13 protein-coding genes are annotated in these 16,551 nt (G+C 58.3%); 7 read left to right on the forward strand and 6 right to left on the reverse strand.

The features are described 5' to 3' along the window. Positions 1 to 45: 45 nt before the first annotated feature. Positions 46 to 1,920, forward strand: coding sequence for a molecular chaperone HtpG (htpG, locus tag B3041_RS03860; protein WP_065649918.1), 1,875 nt, complete (start codon positions 46 to 48; stop codon positions 1,918 to 1,920). A gap of 62 nt (positions 1,921 to 1,982) precedes the next feature. On the opposite strand, the gene B3041_RS03865 is transcribed toward htpG, so the two are convergent. Next, positions 1,983 to 2,852 carry a LysR substrate-binding domain-containing protein gene (locus B3041_RS03865; RefSeq protein WP_065649917.1) on the reverse strand — a complete coding sequence of 290 codons (870 nt, stop codon included), beginning with the start codon at positions 2,850 to 2,852 and terminating at the stop codon, positions 1,983 to 1,985. Positions 2,853 to 3,036: 184 nt separating this feature from the next. On the opposite strand from B3041_RS03865, the gene B3041_RS03870 reads away from it, so the two are divergent. The 4 genes from B3041_RS03870 to B3041_RS03885 all read left to right on the forward strand — a co-directional run bounded on the left by B3041_RS03870 (position 3,037) and on the right by B3041_RS03885 (position 7,091). Next, entirely contained in the window at positions 3,037 to 3,858 is an 822-nt protein-coding gene (locus B3041_RS03870; RefSeq protein ID WP_065649916.1) for a DUF6024 family protein, read from the forward strand. A 151-nt stretch (positions 3,859 to 4,009) separates the two neighbouring features. Next, the gene (adk, locus tag B3041_RS03875; RefSeq protein ID WP_065649915.1) at positions 4,010 to 4,654 is read left to right on the forward strand and encodes an adenylate kinase; all 645 of its coding nucleotides are present in this window, start codon (positions 4,010 to 4,012) and stop codon (positions 4,652 to 4,654) included. A gap of 114 nt (positions 4,655 to 4,768) precedes the next feature. Further along, positions 4,769 to 5,728, forward strand: a complete 960-nt coding sequence (gene hemH / locus B3041_RS03880) for a ferrochelatase (RefSeq protein WP_065649914.1) — start codon at positions 4,769 to 4,771, stop codon at positions 5,726 to 5,728. Between the two features lie 61 nt (positions 5,729 to 5,789). Further along, positions 5,790 to 7,091 (forward strand): inosine/guanosine kinase, encoded by a 1,302-nt coding sequence (locus tag B3041_RS03885; RefSeq protein WP_065649913.1) that lies wholly within the window; start codon positions 5,790 to 5,792, stop codon positions 7,089 to 7,091. Positions 7,092 to 7,190: 99 nt separating this feature from the next. On the opposite strand, the gene ybaL is transcribed toward B3041_RS03885, so the two are convergent. After that, positions 7,191 to 8,879: a YbaL family putative K(+) efflux transporter gene (gene ybaL / locus B3041_RS03890; protein ID WP_292969577.1), complete on the reverse strand. Its 1,689-nt coding sequence runs from the start codon at positions 8,877 to 8,879 to the stop codon at positions 7,191 to 7,193. 407 nt (positions 8,880 to 9,286) lie between these two features. On the opposite strand from ybaL, the gene ushA reads away from it, so the two are divergent. Further along, positions 9,287 to 10,981, forward strand: coding sequence for a bifunctional UDP-sugar hydrolase/5'-nucleotidase UshA (gene ushA / locus B3041_RS03895; RefSeq protein WP_292969840.1), 1,695 nt, complete (start codon positions 9,287 to 9,289; stop codon positions 10,979 to 10,981). A gap of 48 nt (positions 10,982 to 11,029) precedes the next feature. On the opposite strand, the gene B3041_RS03900 is transcribed toward ushA, so the two are convergent. Further along, positions 11,030 to 11,461, reverse strand: a complete 432-nt coding sequence (locus tag B3041_RS03900) for a multidrug/biocide efflux PACE transporter (protein ID WP_065649910.1) — start codon at positions 11,459 to 11,461, stop codon at positions 11,030 to 11,032. 91 nt (positions 11,462 to 11,552) lie between these two features. Here B3041_RS03900 and B3041_RS03905 point away from each other — a divergent pair, with 91 nt between their 5' ends. Further along, positions 11,553 to 12,425, forward strand: a complete 873-nt coding sequence (locus B3041_RS03905; protein WP_065649909.1) for a LysR family transcriptional regulator — start codon at positions 11,553 to 11,555, stop codon at positions 12,423 to 12,425. Here the strand turns inward: B3041_RS03905 and ybaK are convergent. The 3 genes from ybaK to copA form a co-directional block, all read right to left on the reverse strand. Next, the gene (gene ybaK, locus B3041_RS03910; RefSeq protein WP_065649908.1) at positions 12,422 to 12,901 is read right to left on the reverse strand and encodes a Cys-tRNA(Pro)/Cys-tRNA(Cys) deacylase YbaK; all 480 of its coding nucleotides are present in this window, start codon (positions 12,899 to 12,901) and stop codon (positions 12,422 to 12,424) included. The genes B3041_RS03905 and ybaK overlap by 4 nt on opposite strands. Before the next feature lie 206 nt (positions 12,902 to 13,107). Continuing rightward, positions 13,108 to 13,917 (reverse strand): TraB/GumN family protein, encoded by an 810-nt coding sequence (locus B3041_RS03915; RefSeq protein ID WP_292969581.1) that lies wholly within the window; start codon positions 13,915 to 13,917, stop codon positions 13,108 to 13,110. A 68-nt stretch (positions 13,918 to 13,985) separates the two neighbouring features. Further along, positions 13,986 to 16,496: a copper-exporting P-type ATPase CopA gene (gene copA / locus B3041_RS03920; RefSeq protein ID WP_292969583.1), complete on the reverse strand. Its 2,511-nt coding sequence runs from the start codon at positions 16,494 to 16,496 to the stop codon at positions 13,986 to 13,988. Positions 16,497 to 16,551 lie beyond the last annotated feature (55 nt).

The following is a 16,551-nucleotide window of genomic DNA, read 5'->3' on the forward strand; positions in this document are numbered from 1 at the left end:
TCTCTTTCTCAACGTTCGATCAACCCCGATTCTGTTGAGGTAGCTATGACCATGAAAGGACAAGAGACGCGTGGCTTCCAGTCAGAGGTAAAACAACTTCTGCACCTGATGATCCATTCCCTCTATTCAAACAAAGAGATTTTCCTGCGTGAACTGATCTCCAACGCCTCTGATGCCGCTGATAAGCTGCGCTTCCGCGCGCTTTCTGTGCCGGATCTCTATGAAGGCGACGGCGATCTGCGCGTACGTATCTCGGTCGACAAGGAGAAACGGACGCTGACGCTGAGCGATAACGGTATCGGTATGCGTCGTGATGAGGTGATTGAAAACCTCGGCACTATCGCTAAGTCAGGTACCAAAGCGTTTCTGGAGTCTATGGGTTCTGACCAGGCAAAAGACAGCCAGCTGATTGGCCAGTTTGGTGTGGGCTTCTATTCCGCCTTTATCGTTGCTGACAAAGTGACCGTACGCACGCGTGCTGCCGGTGCACAGGCCAGCGAAGGTGTGTTCTGGGAGTCAGAAGGCGAGGGCGAATATACCCTGGCAGAAATTGAAAAAGCCGATCGCGGTACGGAGATCACGCTGCATTTCCGCGAAGGCGAAGATGATTTCCTTGACGCCTGGCGCGTACGTAATGTCATCAGCAAATATTCCGATCACATCGCACTGCCGGTAGAGATCGAGACCAAAGATGAAGAGAACGACACCGTAACCTGGGAGAAGGTTAACAAAGCCCAGGCGCTGTGGACGCGTAATAAAGCGGAAATCAGCGACGACGAGTACAACGAGTTTTATAAGCACATCGCGCATGACTTCAGCGATCCGGCTATCTGGAGCCACAACCGCGTGGAAGGCAAGCAGGAGTACACCAGCCTGCTCTACATCCCGCAGCGTGCTCCCTTCGATATGTGGAACCGCGACAGCAAGCATGGCCTTAAGCTTTATGTACAGCGCGTGTTTATCATGGATGACGCTGAGCAGTTCATGCCGAACTACCTGCGCTTTGTGCGTGGCCTGATTGACTCTAACGATCTGCCGCTCAACGTCTCGCGTGAAATTCTGCAGGACAGCCGTGTAACCCAGAGCCTGCGCGCCGCGCTGACTAAGCGCAGCCTGCAGATGCTGGAAAAACTGGCAAAAGATGATGCAGAGAAGTATCAGCAGTTCTGGAAAGAGTTTGGCCTGGTGCTGAAAGAGGGACCGGCGGAAGATAGCGCCAATCAGCAGGCGATTGCTAAATTGCTGCGTTTTGCCACCACGCAGAGCGAAGGCAGCGAGCAGAACGTATCGCTGGATGACTACCTGAGCCGTATGGTAGAAGGGCAGGAGAAGATCTACTACATCACGGCAGACAGCTACGCCGCGGCGAAAAGCAGCCCGCATCTGGAGCTGTTCCGTAAGAAAGGCATTGAGGTGCTGCTGCTCTCTGACCGCATCGATGAGTGGATGATGAGTTATCTCACCGAGTTCGACGGCAAAACGTTCCAGTCGGTAAGCAAAGCCGATGAGTCGCTGAGCAAACTGGCGGATGAAGAGACCGAAGAGCAGAAAGAGGCAGAAAAAGCGCTGGAGCCGTTTGTTGAGCGCGTGAAAACTCTGCTGGGTGAACGCGTAAAAGAAGTGCGTCTGACGCATCGTCTGACCGATACGCCTGCCATCGTGACCACTGACGCTAACGAAATGACCACGCAGATGGCGAAGCTGTTTGCCGCCGCCGGTCAGGATGTTCCGGAAGTGAAATATATCTTTGAGATCAATCCGGAGCACGGTCTGGTGAAACGCGTAGCGGACACCCAGGATGAGACGCGCTTTGCCGAGTGGGTTGAGCTGCTGCTGGATCAGGCGCTGCTGGCTGAGCGCGGCACGCTGGACGATCCTAACCAGTTTATCCGCCGCATGAACCAGCTGCTGACGGCATAACGCCGCGCAGCGAGAGCAAAACTACCGCTAAGGGCGTCTTTAATGGCGCCCTTTTTATTGCCTTAACACTGCGCCTGTTCGCTAAGCCATGCGCGAAAAAGACGGATCTCTGCATTCTGCTCGCGTGAGCGTTTAGCCATCATCCAGGTGGCGCGATCGATGCGTACAAAGCCCAGCGGTGCGATCAGCGCACCCGCTTTCAGCTCCTGCTGCACCAGCAGTCGCGGCGCCATGATGATTCCCAGACCGCTTCTGGCGGCCTGAATGGCCAGCATCAGATTATCAAAGTGTTTGCCACGCCAGAAATCACCCCGCACTCCGCTGTTTTTTGCCCATTCTGCCCAGGCGTGCAGCCGGGTATCCGCATGCAGCAGCGGCAGCGTTTGCAGATCGCGCGCGCTCTGCAGGTGTTCGGCGTAGTGCGGCGCACAGAGCGGCCCGATTGCGTCATCGCTGATAAGCGTGGCCTCAATGTCGTCATCGGGCTGCTGCTCGTAGCTCAGGATCAGTACATCGGTATGCTCGCTACGCAGCTGGTCAATGTCGACCAGTGACTGAAACTGCACGTCAATATCCGGGTAGCGCTGATAGAAACTGCTGATGCGCGGGATCATCCACTGTGAGAGGAAGCTGGGCGCACAGGAAACAGAGAGATGATGCCGCATGCCGGTACGAATGCTTTCGCAGCTGGTGGCGAGTTCGCTGAACGCTTTCTGACAGCTGACCAGCAGGCGTTCACCGTGCGAGGTTAATTTAACGCGTCCGTTAGTGCGTACAAACAGCGGCTTGCCCATCCAGCTCTCCAGCTGGCGCACCTGGTGGCTGACGGCGCTGTGGGTGACATGCAGGGTTTCCGCTGCCGTACTGAAACTGCTGTGCAGCGCTGCCTGATGAAAATAGCGCAGCGCCCGTAGTGACGGAAGCGCGGTCATACTCGTCCCTTGTGTAAAAACCTAACAGGGATTGTCAGTTTATATCATTTTAATGTCCAGCCGCATTGCCCTAACCTTTGCTCCAGATTCTGGCAGGTTGACGGGGCGTGCTGGCTATGTATCAGCCACGCGGTTTACCTGCCGGAAGCACTACTTCGCAGTCAATACAGGGAAACGTTACGCGATGGCCCCACAATACGCTTCTGCCAGGGCGGCGATATGCGATCGGCTGCGCAGCCAGCTATCCCGCTACTATCGGCTGGAAAATTACGATCTCTTCTTTGCACCCTCGCTGCATATTGCGCGCGTCGTGCTGTCCCAGCTTTTTTTACGCCAGGAGCAGGCGCGCAATCAGACGCGCTACGCCTCGCACCATCCGGTCAGCGAGCTGAGCGTACTGCCTGCTGTCCCCATGATGGCGGGCAATATCGCGCTGATAGAGCATGTGGATCTGGCGGAAGGGCGGGTACGATCGCTTGATACCTGCCAGAGTCAGGGCGTGACCGACGCTTCCGATTCCTTTGCCAGCGCGCTGCATAAAGCGCTGATCGCCGAATCCCATCTGTTTGTGGCGCACCTGAACCGCCACGCAGCGCTGAGCGACGATCTGGTGCTGATTGCACTGCGCACGACAAAATTCAGCACGCTGGTACGCAGCGAACTGCGGCTGATCGAGCAGGGTCTGGCGCTGGGCAACGCGCCGCAGCAGGCGCTGACGAGGATGGAGCACGCAGAGTGGAAACCCTTTAATGTTGCTCTGGTTGACCGGTTCACGCTGGAGACGCCGCTCCCTCTCTCATCACTGCAGCAGCCCGGTTTGCCGTTTGCCCTGATTGAGCTGCCGCCGGTACTGCATCATGTTGACCTGCCGCCCGGGATCCGGCGGATGAGCGGACGTTTGCTGATGCCGGCCAGCCTGCGCGGCAGCGGCAGTAAACATACGAATGTCACCGCGACGCTGAAAAAGCAGCTGAAAGCGTTGCTGCTGCGTAGCCTGAATTCCTAAAAGCAATCCGCCATCTGGCGCTTAATCCCAAAGCAGGTCACAGTACAGGGGCCAGTGATAGCGTACCCGTTGCCTTGTGGCTGGCGGGTCATAATGGTATGTTCTTGGCCTTCATAGATTGATCAATGCGATTCGCAAGGGGAATTACGCAATGCGTATTATTCTGCTCGGGGCACCGGGCGCAGGTAAAGGCACTCAGGCTCAGTATATTATGGAGAACTACGGTATTCCGCAGATCTCTACGGGTGACATGCTGCGCGCCGCAGTAAAAGCAGGCACCGAACTGGGCCAGCAGGCGAAAGCCATCATGGATGCCGGTAAACTGGTGACTGATGAACTGGTGATTGCGCTGGTTAAAGAGCGTATCGCGCAGGAAGACTGCAAAAACGGCTTCCTGCTCGATGGCTTCCCACGCACCATCCCGCAGGCTGACGCCATGAAAGAAGCGGGCATCAAAGTCGATTACGTGCTGGAATTTGCCGTGCCGGACGAACTGATCGTCGATCGCATTGTGGGCCGTCGCGTACATGCGCCATCTGGCCGCGTATATCACATCAAAAACAAGCCACCAAAAGTGGACGGTAAAGATGATGTGACCGGTGAAGAGCTGACCACACGCAAAGACGATCAGGAAGAGACCGTACGTAAGCGCCTGGTCGAGTATCATGAGCTGACAGCACCCCTGATTGCTTACTACAGCAAAGAAGCGGAAGCGGGTAACACCGCCTATCACAAAATTGACGGTACCCGCCCGGTGGCTGACGTCAGTGAAGAACTGCACCGTATCCTCGGCTAAGTACAAAAAGGGCCGGATGCCTGGCCCTTTTACAGCAATTGCTTTTCCCGCCCGTGATTTCCGCTACAATTTCCCCCGATTCACCACTCTTCGTTGCGACATCAAGGAAATACAATGAGGCAAGATAAGCCCGGTGTTCTGCTGGTTAACTTAGGCACACCTGAAGCCCCTACCACCCCGGCGGTGAAACGCTATCTGAAGCAGTTCCTCGGCGATCCGCGCGTGGTTGATACGCCGCGCTGGCTATGGTGGCCCATTCTTAATTTTATTATTCTGCCGTTTCGCTCGCCGCGCGTGTCGAAACTCTACGCTTCCGTCTGGATGGAAGAGGGATCGCCGCTGATGGTATTCAGCAAGCGGCAGCGTGCGGCACTGGCGCAGCGCGTAGACATGCCGGTTGAGCTGGGCATGAGCTATGGTCAGCCGAGCCTGGACGGCGCAGTGCATCGTCTGCTGGAGCAGGGCGTCACGCACCTGATTGTGCTGCCGCTTTATCCGCAGTTCTCCTGTTCTACCGTTGCCGCCGTATGGGATGGTCTGGCCAGCAGCTTTAAACCGCTGCGCTCGCTGCCGCAGGTCTCCTTTATTCGCGATTATGCTGAGCATCCGGCCTATATCGCCGCGCTGAAAGCCTCTGTTGAGCGCTCATTTGCCCGCCATGGCGAGCCGGATCTGCTGGTACTCTCCTATCACGGCATTCCGCAGCGTTTTGCCAATGAAGGCGATGACTATCCGCTGCGCTGTAAAGATACCACCGCCGCGCTGGCAGCCGCGCTGAACATTGCCCCTGAAAAAATCATGATGACCTTCCAGTCGCGCTTTGGGCGTGAGCCGTGGCTGATGCCCTACACCGATGAGACCATGAAAAGTCTGCCGGCTAAAGGCGTTAAGCATGTGCAGGTGATGAGTCCCGGCTTTGCGGCTGACTGCCTTGAAACGCTGGAAGAGATAAGCGGTGAAAACTGCGAAATTTTCCTGCATGCAGGCGGCGAAAAATTTGAATATATTCCCGCGCTTAACGCGGATGACGAACACATCGAGATGATGGTTCAGCTGGTCAACGCGCGCCGCTAAGCGCATCAGGCAGAGAGTATGATATGCTTCTCTGCCTGATTTTCCCTGATGACTGCTTTTCATGAAATTTCCCGGCAAACGTAAATCCAAACACTATTTCCCCGTCAACGCGCGCGATCCGCTGCTGCAGGCTATTCAGCAGGAGCAGGAGGAGGGCAGCTGGGTGGTGGGTATCGACCAGACGCTGGTGGATATCGAAGCCAAAGTTGATGATGCGTTCCTGCAGCGCTACGGCCTGAGTGCCGGTCATTCGCTGGTGATTGACGACGCCACGGCGGAAGCGCTTTATAACGAGCTGATGCGCGAACAGCTGATCAGCCATCAGTTTGCCGGTGGCACCATTGGCAACACGTTGCACAACTATTCAGTACTGGCTGACGATCGTTCCGTGCTGCTGGGTGTCATGTGCAATAACATCCAGATTGGCGGCTACGCCTATCGCTATCTCTGCAACACCTCCAGCCGTATGGATCTGAACTTCCTGCAGGGCGTGGACGGCGCAATTGGCCGCTGCTTTACCCTGATTGGCGAACACGGTGAACGAACCTTTGCCATCAGTCCGGGACAGATGAACCGGCTGCAGGCAGAGAGTATCCCGGAAGAGGTGATTGCCGGCGCGTCAGCGCTGGTGCTGACCTCCTATCTGGTGCGCTGTCAGCCGGGTGAACCGATGCCGGACGCCACGCTGCGCGCCATTGCGTATGCGAAAAAGCATAATGTGCCGGTGGTATTAACGCTGGGTACAAAATATGTCATTCAGGATAACCCGCAGTTCTGGCGCGATTTCCTGCGCGATCACGTCTCTATTGTCGCAATGAATGAAGAAGAGGCGTTTGCGCTGACCGGTGAACAGGATCCGCTGCTGGCAGCCGATATGGCGCTGGAGTGGGTCGATCTGGTGCTCTGCACCGCCGGGCCGACCGGGCTCTACATGGCGGGCTTTACCGAAGATGAATTCAAACGTAAAACGAATCACCCGCTGCTGCCGGGCGCGATTGCGGAATTCAACCAGTATGAGTTCAGCCGGGCGATGCGCCAGCAGGATTGTCAGCAGCCGCTGCGCATCTTTTCGCATATCGCGCCTTATATGGGCGGCCCGGAAAAGATCATGAATACCAACGGCGCCGGTGACGGGGCGCTGGCGGCGCTGCTGCACGATATCACGGCGAATAACTTCCATCGCCTCAAGGTACCCAACTCCAGCAAGCACGCACGTGAATATCTGACCTACTCTTCGCTGGCGCAGGTGTGTAAATACGCTAACCGCGTCAGTTATCAGGTGCTGAATCAGCATTCACCGCGCCTGACGCGCGGCCTGCCGGAGCGGGAAGATAGCCTGGAAGAGTCTTACTGGGACAGATAACCGTTCGGTAAAAAGGGCGCATCACTGCGCTCCCTGCAGTAAGCGATTGCTGTTTCTGCCCGGTTACCCTGCGGGATAATCGGGCAGAAACTGTCACGATTAAATCGGGCATTCGCGGGAAATGGGTTCCACCTCGATCTCTTTTTTCAGCACATTCAGCATGCTGCTGGCAATTTCACGCTCGCCCATCACGACCTGATTAGCGCCGCGATCCATAATATAGGCGACCTCATCGTCATAGTGCGCACGGGCGATAATCTCAATATCCTGGCGCTTCTCACGTGCGGCCACCACCACTTCACCCGCTTCATAGCCATTCGGGATGGTCAGCAGCAGCCAGCGGGCGCAGTCAAGCCGCGCCAGCTCCATGGTCTCTGCGCGTGCTGCATTGCCCAGTACCGCTCTGATACCCTGTTCACGCAGCGCTTCAACGCGCGGGCGAGAGTTTTCCACCACCACCAGCGGAATATCTGCTTCCAGCAGCTGCTGCCCCAGCAGGCTGCCGACGCGTCCATAACCCACAATCACCGCGTGATTACAGATATCCACCGGGATCTGTTTCTCTTCCGCCATCGCCTCTTCCAGCGTCTGCTCTTCAGCGGTTTCAGTTTTATCCAGATAGCGCTCCAGCAGCGAGAAGAGGATAGGATTCAGCATAATCGACAGAATAGCCGCCGCCAGCACCAGGTTGCGCCCCTCTTCACTGAGCAAATCGAGTGAAATGCCGAGGCCGGCAAGAATAAAGGCAAATTCACCAATCTGCGCCAGGCTGACCGAAATGGTCAGCGCGGTGCGGCGTGAGTGCCCCAGCAGAGTGACCAGCGCCCAGGCGGCGATTGATTTACCCAGTACCACGATGGCGAGCGCGCCCAGTACCGCCAGCGGCTGTTCAATCAGGATCATCGGATTAAACAGCATGCCGACTGAGACAAAGAACAGCACGGCAAAGGCGTCGCGCAGCGGCAGCGTGTCGCGTGCCGCGCGGTGGCTCAGCTCGGATTCGTTCAGCACCATGCCGGCGAAGAAGGCGCCAAGGGCGAAGGAGACATCAAAGAACTCTACTGCACCAAAGGCGATACCCAGCGCCAGCGCCAGCACCGACAGGGTAAAGAGTTCACGCGAGCCGGTAGCCGCGCTTTTTGCCAGGATCCACGGGATCGCGCGACGGCCTACCACCATCATCAGCACCATAAAGGCGGCCACTTTACCTATGGTCAGCAGCAGATCCCATACCAGCAGGGTCGGGCTGGCATTGCCCTGCTCCAGCATACCGGCGATGGCAGGCAGCAGCACCAGCGTCAGCACCATAACCAGGTCTTCCACAATCAGCCAGCCGATCGCGATCTGGCCGCGCTGGCTGTCAATCAGCTGTCGCTCCTCCAGCGCGCGCAGCAGCACCACGGTACTGGCCGTAGAGAGACACAGGCCAAACACCAGGCCGGTCATCCACGACCAGCCCATGGTCCAGGAGAGACCCATTCCCAGCAGCGTGGCCACCGCGATTTGCGCCACGGCGCCGGGAATGGCGATCGACTTTACCGCCATCAGATCTTTCAGTGAGAAGTGCAGTCCGACGCCAAACATCAGCAGAATCACGCCCAGCTCTGCCAGTTCAGGTGCCAGATTGGTATCTGCAACAAAGCCTGGCGTAAAAGGGCCCGCGACCACGCCGGCAACCAGATAGCCTACCAGCGGAGAGATGCGCAGGCGGTTGGCCAGCATGCCAAGGAGAAACGCGAGGACCAGGCCCCCGACAATAGTGGTGATCAACGGTGTGGTGTGATGCATGCCTGTCTCCTTGTGTGCAAATGTGTCCGCTTGTAACAACCAAGTGTAATGCAAATCCTGCTGCAGCGTTTAGACATTTGCGGGATGAAAGCTGAATAAACTGAAAAAATGCGATAAAAAACGTGCCGAAGCGCTATTTTCAGCAGTTATCCTGGCCTGCAGATAGCGATAATGCATTACGGCAGCGCTAAAAAGCGCAGCATTGCCGGTGCGCCCTGCCGGGCAGAACAGATGAAAATAGCAGCGGATACTGCCTTTCGGCTTGAGTTAAGGCAGGAACTGTGCGACACAGAGGGCAGAAATCTGTCAGGTCCACGATGTGGTGGAAAAAACCGAACAAGGAGAGCGTTGTGTTGTTACTTACCCCTAAAAAGCCCTGGCTGGCGCTGCTGGTTTTGCTGGTGCCGATGCTGGCGCAGGCGTGGCAAACCGATCGCAGCTATCGTTTCAGCATCCTGCATACCAACGATCATCATGGCCATTTCTGGAGTAACGCGCAGGGTGAGTATGGGCTGGCAGCACAAAAGACCCTGATGGACCAGCAGCGTTATGATGTACAGGCGCGCGGAGGAGGGGCACTCATCCTCTCTGCCGGGGATATTAACACCGGCGTGCCGGAGTCAGATTTACTGAATGCAGAGCCTGACATTCGCGGCATGAATCTGGTTGGCTATGACGCTATGGCGCTGGGAAATCACGAATTTGACAAGCCCATGAGCGTGCTGGAACAGCAGCAAAAGTGGGCGCGTTTCCCTTTTCTCGCTGCCAATATCTATCAAAAAGGCAGCGATCGGCGACTGTTTTCGCCCTGGGCCATATTTAACCGTATGGGCCTGAAAATAGCGGTTATCGGGCTGACCACTACGGATACGCTGCGTATCACCAATCCGGAAAATGTTGCAGAGCTTGAGATACGCGATCCGGTTAAAGAGACGCTGAAAGCGGTAGCAGAGCTGCGCGCAACGGAGAAACCCGATGTGATTATCGCGCTGACGCATATGGGGCACTATGACGACGGCCAGCACGGCAGTAACGCCCCGGGCGACGTTGAGCTGGCGCGCAGTCTGCCGCCTGGCACCCTGAGTGTTATCGTGGGCGGCCACTCACACGATGCCGTCTGTATGGCGCAGGCTAACAGCAGCGTTCCGGATTACCAGCCGGGCCAGCCCTGCCAGCCCGATCGGCAAAATGGCGTCTGGATCATGCAGGCTAAGGAGTGGGGCAAATATGTCGGTCGCGGCGATTTTACCTTTCGCAATGGCGAGCTGACGCTGGAAAATTATCAGCTCATTCCGGTTAATTTGAAGCATAAAGTCACGAATCAGGATGGCAGTGAAACCTGGCTGCCTTATCAGGAGCCGATCGTCCCTAATACGGCGATGATGAAGCTGCTGACGCCTTTCCAGCTGCGCGCCGGTAAACAGCTGGATGTAGCCGTTGGCCGCAGTGACGGGCTGTTTGTCGGCGAGCGCAATAAAGTCCGCTTTGAGCAAACCAATCTGGCACAGCTGATCCTGCGTGCGCAGATGGCCGCGACCAAAGCAGATGTGGCAGTGATCAGCGGCGGCGGCATCCGCACGTCGCTGGCAGCTGGCGAACTGCGCCTGCGCGATCTGCTGCAGGTGCAGCCGTTTGGCAATCAGGTGGTGTCGGTCACGCTGAGCGGTGAGGCGCTGCAGGACTATCTTGCCCGCGTGGCGAATATCAAAACCAACTCCGGCGGCTTTGCTCAGTTAGCCGGCGTCAGCCTGGTGGCCGATGGTAAATCAGTCAGTGATGTCAAAATCAACGGGAAGCCGCTGGAGAAGAAGAAGACCTATCGCCTCGCCACTAACAGCTTTAACGCCAGCGGCGGCGATGGCTATCCGCAGCTGACGACGCTGGCAGGCTACCGTAATAGCGGTCTGCGCGATGCTGATGTGCTGCGCGACTACGTCACTCAGCATTCGCCGCTGAAAACCGCTGATTTTGTGCCACCAGCCATAGTACATCTGACCGATGAGCAGGTGCGGGAGCGCGACAGGGCGCTGGAAAAACAGCGTAAGCGCAGCTATCCGCGTATGTTCCTGGCGTGGATCTGGCCACGGGCGGCGCAGGATTAAGGGAGAATGACCACGCTGCCTCCGCCGGGAGGCAGCGTGGTCCCTGCATCACGCGCGGCACGACGCCTGCGCAAACCAGCGCAGGCGCAGCTTATCCCAGACCCAGTTGTAAACCATGGTGTAAGGCAGGAAAAACAGAAAAAAGCCCACCTCTACCAAAAACGCGTTAAGCAGCGAAATATGCAGCATGCCGGCGGCAATCGGCAGACCAATCAGAATGAATCCGCCTTCAAAACAGAGCGCATGCAGGGCGCGCAGCCCCAGCCCGCGTTTCTGATGCGGCGGCCAGATGCGATCGAACAGCGTGTTATAGATCATGTTCCACAGCATCGCGACGGTAGAGAGTGCAATTGCCAGCGTGCCCATCTGGAACAGCGGCTTATCCATAATCCATGCTGCCAGTGGCGCGATGGTCACAATAGCCAGGCCCTCAAAGCCCACGGCGTGAAGAATACGTTCTTTCAGCGAACGGGTACGCATAAATAACCTCCGGTTACGTAATCACGCGCATTTTCGCACTGCACGCATCTGAGATAAAATGAGCGTCTATCGAAAAAAGCGATGGTAAACCATGAAATACTCTCCGGAATCCCTTGAGGCTTTTGTCCAGACCGTTGCAAGCGGCTCTTTCTCTGCCGCTGCCCGCGCGCTGGCAAAAAGCCAGTCCACCATCAGCGCTGCCATTGCTAACCTGGAAATTGATTTAGGTTTTACGCTGTTTGACCGTCGCGGCCGTCAGCCGGTGCTGACGCCGCAGGGTGAGCGCGCGCTGGCTCAGGTGCAGCAGATTCTGGCCGCCAGTCAGCGGCTGGATGAGCTGGCGCTGCGCCTGTCGCAGGGCGTAGAGCCGCGCCTGAGTCTGGCTATTTCCGATTTCTGGCAGGCCGACCACCATGAACATCTGCTGACGCGGTTTGATGCCCGCTACCCCGACATCGACTTTGAATGCATGATCGCAGAGGATGAGGATGTGCTGGATCTGCTGCAGGCGGGGCGGGTACATCTGGGCGTGGTTCGCACGCAGCCCGTGCTGCCGCCCGATCTGGCGGTGGCACGGCTGCAGGTGGAGGCGCAGATGGCAATTTTCCTGCATCAGGACCACGCGCTGGCGCAGCAGGATCAGGTAAGTGAAGCGCAGCTCAGCGCGCTGCGGCAGCTGCGGCTGAACACCTGGGTACAGACGCGCGGACCGCTGCCGGCGGCGGGGCGAACCTGGTCAGCGCCGACGTATCTGCTGCTGCTGGAGATGGCGGAGCAGGGGTTTGGCTGGAGCGTGCTGCCGCGCTGGCTGGTGGAGCAGTTTGGCCATCAGGTTCTGAAAGAGCTTTGCGTTCCCGGCTGGCCGCAGCATATCGCAGTGGATGTGGTCTGGTCGCGGCGCAATCCGCCCGGCCCGGCCGGGCGCTGGATGATCGATCAGCTTTGCGCGCAGCAGCCCGATTAATCGCCGCGTGCCACGTCAGCCAGGGTGGCATTCAGCAGCCGCGCCAGATCCTGCGCGGCCAGTTCAATGTCGAGACCGCGTTTGCCGCCGGAGATAAAAATCGTGTCAAACGCTGATGCCTGCCGGTCGATCACCGTTGGCAGGCGTTTTTTCTGGCCCAGCGGACTGATGCCGCCCAGCAGGTAGCCGGTGACGCGCTGCGCCAGCTGCGGATCGGCCATCTCTGCTCGCTTTGCGCCCAGCGCTTTTGCCACTTTTTTTAGATCAAGCTGGGACGCAACCGGCGTAACCGCCACTGCCAGCGCTTTCGCATCACCGTTCAGCGCGACCAGCAGCGTTTTAAACACCTGCCGCGCATCAAGATTGAGCTTGCGCACCGCTTCATCGCCGAAGTTCGTTTCATGACTGTCATGCTCATAGGGGTGCAGCGTAAACGCCACGCCATTTTTTTCCAGAAGTTTGACTGCAGGGGTCATCGTTAATCCTTACGACAAAAATTCTTCTCAAAGATTGCAGTAATAACAGTGGCGAAAATCTGAACTTTGCGCGAGAATTATCCCGCGCCACTTACCCTGGCGATAACCAAAATCATAAACAAATTCCTCTTTGACAGGTCGATAGTGATATCGGCCTTCTTTTTTTATCTTATCCTTCTGCCAGGCCTGTGCGGCCAGACGTCTGGCTACGTCTGCTTCTTTTTCAGCAAACCGGGCAGATTATCATCGCCATAAAGATGAAGTGCGCCAACGGCAACCAGATAGCGACCGGATGGCAGCGCCAGCAGCTGTTCACGCCATTGCTGATTACGGTTGCGCATCAGCGTATCGCTCAGCTCACCGCCAAACGTGGCGGGCAGCGACACCGGCTGCTGCGCGGGGGGCGCTTCAAGCCACCAGCTGATCATCGTCTGCAGCAGGCGTGCATTAGTATGCCAGTGCTCAAGCGTGTCCACCAGCAGCGCCCGGCCCTCCTGCGGCAGGGATTTCAGCAGCGCGATCTGCGTCTCCGGCCCCTCCAGCTCAATAACCGGCTTGTCTGCGGCCTTTGCTGCCTGCAGCAGCTGATAATCGATACCATACTCCGGACGCAGTCCGAGCCGCTGCGCCTGGTGCGCCTGCAGCATCAGCGCTATCTGCCAGCAGGGCAGGGTATCAAACAGCGTACTCTCCAGCCCCAAATCCCTGCACAGCGTCTGCAGCCGCGTCAGCGTGGCGCTATCCAGCCGGGTGTGCAGCGGCGGTAAATCTGCTGTATCGGCAAAGGGAGAGCCGCCACGCGTGATATCCGCTTCCACAATCAGCGCATCCGCTTTCTGCAGCTGGCGCAAGAGCCCGGCCGGCAGAGGCTGCATGTTGCGCGTCCCCATATGAATACTGCCGGTCAGATGCAGCTGCCGGTCGCCCAGGCGCATATCCATTGCCGGCCAGCGGTAGGCAGACGGAAAAAGCGCGGCGATCCGCTGCCAGAGACGTTGCCAGATAGGGCTGTTCATGTCCGCTCCTGTTAGGGTAAAACGCCCATGCTAGCGATTTATGCCGCCTAAAAACAGCGCGCTGGCTGCTATTGCCGCCCGACCGGAGTAAAACGCAGCAGGCGGTTTGCATTGCTGACCACGGTGATAGAAGAGAGGGCCATCGCTGCCCCTGCGACTATCGGACTCAGCAGCAGGCCGGTAAAGGGATAGAGCACGCCCGCTGCAATCGGAATGCCCAGGCTGTTATACACAAATGCGCCCAGCAGATTCTGACGCATATTACGCAGCGTGGCCTGTGAAATAGCCAGTGCATCCGCCACACCGTGCAGGTCGTTACGCATCAGCGTCAGCGCCGCGGTTTCTACCGCCACATCGCTGCCGTTGCCCATTGCAATACCGGTATCCGCCTGTGCTAACGCCGGCGCATCGTTAATGCCGTCACCTACCATCATGACCCGGCATCCCTGCTGCTGCAGGCGGCTTATGGCTTCTGCCTTGCCCTCTGGCAGCACGCCGGCAATCACTTCATCAATTCCCGCTTCAGCGGCGATTGCGCTGGCGGTGGCCTGATGATCGCCCGTCAGCATCACCAGCCGGTAGCCAGCCTGATGCAGACGCTGCAGCACAGCTTTGCTCTCTGGTCGCAGGTTATCGCGCAGCGCGAGCAGGCCCAGCAGCTGGTGCGCATCGGCCAGCAGCACCGGCGTGGCACCCGTTGCAGCGATGCGTGCGATATCCGCCCGCGCGGCGTCATAGTTAATCTGCTGCTCATCAAGCAGGGTCGTATTGCCCAGCAGCAGAGTCTGGCCTGCCACCTGCGCACTCACGCCCCTGCCGCGCAGCGTCCGGAAGCGGGTGATCTCTGCGGCCGGCGGCTGCGGCGCGGCAGCGAGGATCGCACTGGCCAGCGGATGCGTGGATCCCTGCTCCAGCTCTGCTGCCGCCTGCAGGATCTGCTGTTGATCCCAGTCTGCATAGCGGCAGATCTCGCCGATCTGCGGCGATCCCAGCGTCAGCGTACCGGTTTTATCAAATACTACCGTATTGGTTTCGCTGGCGTGCTGCAGCGCGTCAGCATCGCGCACCAGAATACCCAGTTCTGCCGCCCGGCCGGTACCGGCGATAACCGACATCGGCGTGGCCAGTCCCAGCGCACAGGGACAGGCGATAATCAGGACGGTGGTAATAATTACCAGCGCATAGGCGAGCTGCGGTTGCGGCCCGACCAGATACCAGGTCAGCCCGCTCAGCAGCGCAATTGCCACGACGACCGGTACAAAGACGGCAGAGATGCGATCGGCGAGGCGACCTATCTCCGGTTTGCTGCTTTGTGCCTGACGTACCAGATTAATAATACGCGCCAGCGTCGTGTGACTGCCGGTGGCGCTGGCCACAAAGCGCAGCGTGCCATCCTGCACCACTGTGCCGGCATAAACCTTGCTGCCAGGCGCTTTCTCCTGCGGCACGGCTTCGCCGGTCAGCATCGCTTCATCGCACCAGGCTTCACCCTGCGTGACGTCGCCGTCCACCGGCACCCGATCACCGGTGACCAGTTTCAGGGTCATACCGGCGGTGACGGCGCTCAGCGGCAGCTGCTGCTCACCCTGGTCGGTAACCACGCACGCCTGAGCCGGGGTCAGATCCAGCAGCCGCTCCAGCGCCCGCGAGGCGCGCTGACGGGCACGCTGCTCCAGCGCGTGCCCAAGGTTAATCAGACCGATGATCATCACGCTGGCTTCAAAATAGAGATGGCGTGCCTGCACCGGAAAAAATTCCGGCCACAGCGCCACGCTCATGGAGTAGAGCCAGGCGGCGCCGGTGCCGAGCGCCACCAGCGTATCCATAGTGGCCGTGGCAAATCGCAGGCTGCGCCAGGCGCTGCGGTAAAAGTGGCCACCGGCAATGATCATTACCAGCAGCGTAACGGCGCCCAGCGTACGCCACAGCGTCTGATTCGCTGGCGTCAGCATCATGTGATCGCCTGCCATCCCCCAGAACATCATCGGAATGCCAAAACCCAGCGCCAGCGCCGACTGCCAGCTGAAGCGACGCATCGCCTGACGCGCGCTCGCCTGCTGACGCTCGCGCCGGCGCTGCTCATCTTCGATCGCTTCAGCGCTGTAGCCTGCACCCTCCACGGCGGCAATCAGCGCCGGTGCGTTAACTTCGCCCAGCACCAGCGCGCTGCGTTCGCCGAGGTTAACGCGCGCTTCGGTGACACCGGGTACCGCGCGCAGCGCGTTCTCTACCCGGCTGACGCAGCTGGCACAGCTCATGCCTGCTATCAGCAGATGCTGTACCGGCAGCGCCGCTTCTGCCGGCTGAGAGGCCGTTGTCAGCGCCTCCGGCGGCGGCTCCTGAGCTGTCAACGGATCAGACTTTGGGGAGGTAGCCTCAGGCTGCAGCGTGGCGTGGTAGCCAGCCTGCTCCACAGTGGCGATCAGATCGCTGGCGCTGGCAGCGCCGGTCACGCGCGCTTGCTGTTGCGTGACCTCCGCCTGCTCCACGTCGCTGCGCTGTTCCAGCGCCTCTTTAACCCGTTTGACGCAGTGGCCGCAGGAAAGTCCCTCCAGCGCGAGTGTTTGTATATCTGACATCATGGTCTCCTTAATGAACAGAGTTGACCGGCTGCACCGGTTGCAGTAGTTATAA

It is taken from the genome of Pantoea sp. UBA4549 (assembly GCF_002387285.1).
GTDB classification, from domain to species: Bacteria; Pseudomonadota; Gammaproteobacteria; order Enterobacterales; family Enterobacteriaceae; genus Pantoea; species Pantoea borealis.